Consider the following 5567-nt stretch of genomic DNA (forward strand, 5'->3'; position numbering starts at 1 on the left):
GGAACGGTGCAGCGGTCAGGTAGATTTCTGTAACTAAAAACTAACTCGATCGGTCCCCTCGCCCCTTGGGAGAGGGTTAGGGTGAGGGGCGTCCTCAGTGAATAACAGGGTGGGCTTCTGGCAATAACGCGCCGCCATCCACCACTAGCGTCTGGCCGGTAATGTAACCGGCAGCCGGCGAAGCCAAAAAGACCATCGCGGCAGCGATATCCTCCGGTTCCCCCAATCTGCCTAACGGCACTGCAGCGGCAATCGCCTGATTCACCGCGTCCCCGCCCAGATTAGCCATCGCGGGCGTACGGATCATCCCCGGCTCCACGCCGTTTACCGTGATCCCGTCAGATGCCAACTCCAGAGCAGCAGCGCGAATAAAACCATTTACCCCCGCCTTGGAAGCCGCATAGTGCGCCAACCCCGGATAGGCCACCCTTGGTCCTGTAACCGACGAGGTCACCAGAATGCGCCCACCACCCCGGCGTTTCATCCACGGCTGCGCTGCCTGTGCCAGAAAGAACGGAGCCATCAAATTGACGCTTAACGTACGTTGTAGCAGTTCGGCATCTATCTGGCTAAACGACCTAAGCGGAAAATAAGCGGCGTTGTGGATCACTACGTCCAGCCGTTGATGCTGCTGCGCTGTCTGTTCTACCAACTCGGCAATCTGCCCTGCATCGGCCATATCACAGACAGTGGCCTGCACTTGCCAACCCTGCTGGCACAGGCTTTCAGCCGCCTCCTGCGCCTTTTGCAGTTGTAAATCGGCCATCACCACCTTGGCCCCCAAACGAGCAAAGGCGCTGACGATCGCCAGCCCAATGCCCTGCGCCCCGCCGGTCACCAGCACCACCTGCCCGGCAAACGCATCACTGGCATAGACCACCGTCATTGGCTCAGGCCTTAGGGTAATGCGTAGTGTTAAGGATCTGCGCGTGCGCGCCCACGGCAAAGTTGCTCAGGCTGCTGAAATCACTGCCCTGAAAGCCGAGGATCTTGCCATCGGTGCGCATCTCTTGCAGATCGATCATCACCACGCCCAGCGTCGGAATGATCTTCTCGCGCCAGACGAATAGGTACAGCTTCTCCGCCACTTTGACGTAATGACAGCGATCGACGTCCGCCAGCCCCTTCTCTACCCCGTCCAAGCACTGCCAGGCGTAGAAATTAGTGTTCAGATAAATATGCTCGTAGCGCTCCGTCGGGCTGTAGGTATACAGATTCCGCATGCCGATCAGTTCGTCGGTAAACTGCGGCAACGCTGCATCGCTATTGTCCAGACGGCCAAAGCGGAATTCAGCATTCACCGCCGTGAGCGGCAACCCCTGCTCTACCCGGCTAAAGGCGTCCAGCCGCGTCTGTGACTCATCCGGCAACTGGCCATAGACGGCGGTAAAGTTGCCCTGCTGACGATCGCACACCAGCGTAATACTGCCGTTGGCCCGCTGCGGATCGAGGAAATCGATAAACAGGATCCCCGGGCGAATACTGGTGGCCCGGTAATCAACCCGTTGATCTCCCCAGAGCAGGGTTTGATCGTCATTAAATTGGCACTGCACCGTTTCCCCTTCGGCAACATGGAACGCCAACGTGGTACCGGCCAAATCCTGCTGTGCCAGCGTATGGCTGTGCGGGGCGAAACCTTCCGCCAGTGCGCCAACCTGAATAAATACCGCTTCTGAACTCATGACATTCTCCTTACAGGGAAGTGAAAGCTAAGGTCGGCACATCAACAATGGTGGAGCCGCCATCGGCCACCAGCGTCGCGCCGGTAATAATTGATGCCTGCGTTGAGCAGAGAAAACGACACACTTGGGCGATTTCCTGCGCACTGGCCGGGCGGCGCAGCGGCACATCGCGACAGACATGTTGATAAGCTTGTGCAAGCGTTAAGTTATGCGCCGCCATCAACGGCTGCATCTCTTCATCTGCCATCGGCGTGGCCACCCAACCGGGGCAAACTGCGTTAGATCGCACGCCCTGTGGGCCATAATCACGAGCAATGGAACGCATCAGCCCAATCAACGCGTGCTTGGCAGTAACATAGCCGCACACCTCCGGCCCGGCGGCCAACGAGGCGATCGAAGCGACAAACAACAGATTGCCGCCGCTTTTCACCAGTTCCGCCAAACAGGCCCGGGCGCTGGCGAACGCGCTATTGAGGTTGCTGTCCAGCGCCTGTTGCCACTGAGCATCGGTGACTTCGGTAATGCGGCCCAGCCCCATCCCGCCAGCGCTGGCGATCAGACAATCGATTCGCCCTGCCTGCGCTAAAATCGTTGGCAGGATGTCTGCTTGCCAACTGGCTCCTCTGGCAGCATCCCCAACTACGGCATGCGCCCCAATTTCCGCGGCCAAGGCGTTCAACGGTTCACGGCGGCGGCCAACGATAAATACCCGGTCGCCCTCCTGCGTCAGCAAACGCGCACAAGCAGCGCCAATGCCGGTACCGCCGCCGGTGATCACTACCACTCTACTCATCGCATTGCTCCATCAACTGGCTGACCATCAGGAAACTGCTCAACAGCAAACGCCGCTGCTCGGCCTCCAACCGCAGATAGCGGCGGCTGGCAGGCAAACGGCTAACCACTTCGGAGGCAGCGAAATGCTCAATATCCAACTGCCAGCGCCCCTCGGTTATCGTGAGCGTGGCCCGGCGGAAATCAAGCTTGGCTAACGTGCCGCCAATTTGCGGGTATTGCCGCAACGCGGCGATCAACTGCTGAGCGCTATCATGTTTGGCCTTGGTGCGATAAATCACGCCATTACGGCGCAGCCAGCCACCGGTGATGATGTTGAGCACCAGCGGATCGGTAAAACGTGCGCAGCCCTGCAAGCAGAAACGGTGGGTGACGATGTGCGCCAGAAACAGCGACTGCACTCGCTCGGACACCTCGATCACTGGCCCCTGTGGCAGCGTGAGCCGTAACTGGCCCACGGCAACCCGTTCACAGGCGTAAGGCCGCAGGTTGTTCACCAATCGATCCAACGTCGTGCCTGGCCGATAGCCGGGGGGATCGCGATGCCAAAAACGATTAAGTGAGGGAAGTAAGCCGATCAAACTCCACCTCCGCAGCTTCTGCCTTGTTGAAGGCGCTCTCCAGCACCTCTTCGACCGGCACCGGTTTAAACGGATTGACCTTCTGCACGCACAGGGTCCAGAACAGCGCATAGGCGGAGGTCAGGCCGATCATGATGCCAAACGGAATGTAGACATCGCGCGGGTTCATCCCTGGCGGAGTGATGTAGAAAATCGCCAGCACGATACCGATGCTAGAGACAATCTGCGGCAACGGGAACCAAGGGGATTTATAGGCGCGTGGCAGATCCGGACGACGGATACGCAGGATCACCACCGAGCAGGTCACCAGCAGATAAGCCACGCCCCAGGCACAAACGGCAGCCAGTACCATTGGCATGATGCGATCCAGATCGCCCTGAATGGCGAAGGCATGAACGCAAGGGATCAAAACTGCAGCGGCAATCGCGACTACCGGAGTTTTAAAGCGTGGATGCAGATAGGCAAAGATGCGTGGCATAGCGCCGTCTAACACCATGCCGTAGATAATACGCGGCACCGCTGCCATCAGGGTGTTAATGGTGGCAGCCCCGGCGAGCAGCAGCCCAACGCCCAGCCAGTATTTACCGAAGTTACCCATAATCTGGCCAGCAAATGCCGGGATCGCCATTGGCGTATCCAGCAGATGCACGTTATTGGCCGCATCCACCACGACGTTTTCCACTTGATGGCTCAGTGCCGCACCGTATAACGCCATGCACAGCGCCACACCGCACAACCCCAGGGACATAGCTCGCGGGATCACGCGGTGAGAATGTTTAATCTCCGGGGCCATCGGCGTTACCAACTCGCAGCCGACGAACATAAACATCGCCATGCCGACCAGGCTGAACACCGCAAAGGGATCGTCGACATCCAGCGTGGTACCAAACCAGCCTTCTAGCGATACGGCATGTGGCAGTAACAATCCGGCAATCGAGAAGATCATCAGCGTGGTCCACATACAGAACGTCAGTACCACTTCGGCCTTACCGAAGGCTTCGATGCCAAACGCATTGAGAATACCGAAAATAATCACCAGACCCACGCCGATCATCCATGAACTGTTGTGGCTTTCCATCAGGGTGTTGAGGTGTTCGAAGTTCACCAGCGCCATAATGCCGGAAAGAATGGTTTCGGCAGTGCCCGCAAAGATATGCACGATCAGATAGGCAGACAGGGTGCCGGTAATGGCAAAAAAGCGCCCCATACCGCAGGAGATATAGTCATACACCGAGCCGGTAGTGGGCAGGATCGCCGCCGCTTCGGAGAAGGTGGTGAGCTGGGCTTGCATCATGATAAAGGCGATCAGCATCGCCAGCGCGAAGGTGTCACCGCCGATACCAAAACCGCTGGTAACGGTGAGGATCACCGGGCTGGCCATGATCACCCCAACCGAACTGGCTAAGGTGGTGGGGAACCCGACCTTGCCCCGTTCTAGCTGGGCACTGAGCCGCGACGACAGGTTCATGGTTATTTCCTCTTATAGTTGTTTTACCCGGTGTGTAGCCGCCAAAGGCAGCAATCTCACTATAGGAAGGAAAGGAAAAGGCTGGCTATCGTCCTTAAGGACGAGGGGGGTCAGACTGTTAATGGGAGAGTTGCGTTACGGGTTAAAAGCGCCATTAAAGAGAAATCACTTTAAATTCAGCAGTAACCGCCCGGTACTTTTCATTAATGTGTTAATGAAACCCCTACTCTATGCCAGGAGGATACCCCGAAAATCAGCATGGGAATGTTGTTATTAATGTATTTTATTGCAATCCGGCTCACGTTGTTAATATGTTTTCATTGTGTTGCATAATTGCTACACCTATGCTTGTATCGTTCACATATTGTCCAGATACCTTTGCAGGTGTCCTTCAGGGTACTGAGCGTTCAACGGAGGAAAATGCATTATGACCACCACATCATCCTTCATGCGTAACGACGCTTTTATCTCGAGCTGTCTGAATACCATTGCGCATCTGATCCCAGTTTCAGCCGGGGTTTTTTATCTGGTGGATCCGGACCTGCGGCCAGATCACTACATTCTTCATGGCATTAGCGATGATACGCATCAGCAATATCTGGACCATTTTCAACAGCTAGACCCGTTAAAACCGGCCAACTTCCACCAGCAAGACATTCAGATGGTGAACATGACGCCAGCGGCGATCGCCAATAATCGCCACTATTATCACGACTTTATGCTGCCCAATCGCATGCGTGACATGACGGAGATCTTTATCCGCCAGCGTAAGCGGATTATTGCCGGAGTTTCTCTGATCCGCGATACGCCGTTCACCGAATTGGAGCGCAGCCGCTTACGTGCGGTGCTGCCGTTGATCGAGCTGGCCACCCGCGATCTGCTGCCCGATACGCAAGATCCCTTGCTCACCGCCAAAGAGCAGGAGATCGTCAATATGGTGCGTGAAGGGGCCAGCAATAAGCGTATCGCCCTGAAGCTCGGCATTTCTCTATCGACGGTGAAAACCCATATGCGCAACATCTTTGCCAAAACCGCCGTGGTCAA

The 5567-nt window shown here is 56.4% G+C and carries 6 protein-coding genes; 1 reads left to right on the forward strand and 5 read right to left on the reverse strand.

What is annotated here, in order from left to right; all coding sequences use genetic code 11:
* Nucleotides 1–94: 94 nt before the first annotated feature.
* Genes ACLQ7H_RS01280 through ACLQ7H_RS01300 form a run of 5 tightly spaced genes read right to left on the reverse strand, consistent with a single transcriptional unit; the run spans nucleotide 95 to nucleotide 4523 of the window.
* Entirely contained in the window at nucleotides 95–886 is a 792-nt protein-coding gene (locus ACLQ7H_RS01280; protein ID WP_411751102.1) for an SDR family oxidoreductase, read from the reverse strand.
* A gap of 4 nt (nucleotides 887–890) precedes the next feature.
* A complete protein-coding gene (locus ACLQ7H_RS01285; protein WP_411751103.1) occupies nucleotides 891–1682 on the reverse strand; it encodes a MoaF C-terminal domain-containing protein in 792 nt (263 codons plus the stop codon).
* 10 nt (nucleotides 1683–1692) lie between these two features.
* On the reverse strand, nucleotides 1693–2475 hold the full coding sequence (locus ACLQ7H_RS01290; protein ID WP_411751104.1) for an SDR family NAD(P)-dependent oxidoreductase: 783 nt from the start codon (nucleotides 2473–2475) through the stop codon (nucleotides 1693–1695).
* Entirely contained in the window at nucleotides 2468–3055 is a 588-nt protein-coding gene (locus ACLQ7H_RS01295) for a DUF3156 family protein (RefSeq protein WP_411751105.1), read from the reverse strand. Before ACLQ7H_RS01295 ends, ACLQ7H_RS01290 begins: the two co-directional genes overlap by 8 nt.
* Nucleotides 3030–4523, reverse strand: a complete 1494-nt coding sequence (locus ACLQ7H_RS01300) for an APC family permease (protein WP_411751106.1) — start codon at nucleotides 4521–4523, stop codon at nucleotides 3030–3032. The genes ACLQ7H_RS01295 and ACLQ7H_RS01300 overlap by 26 nt, the downstream gene beginning before the upstream one ends.
* Before the next feature lie 427 nt (nucleotides 4524–4950).
* Between ACLQ7H_RS01300 and ACLQ7H_RS01305 the strand changes: the two genes are divergently transcribed.
* A partial coding sequence (locus ACLQ7H_RS01305) for a helix-turn-helix transcriptional regulator (RefSeq protein WP_411751107.1) occupies nucleotides 4951–5567 on the forward strand: 617 nt, incomplete at its 3' end.

Source organism: Serratia sp. (in: enterobacteria), assembly GCF_046715635.1.
In the GTDB taxonomy this organism is placed as follows: domain Bacteria; phylum Pseudomonadota; class Gammaproteobacteria; order Enterobacterales; family Enterobacteriaceae; genus Chania.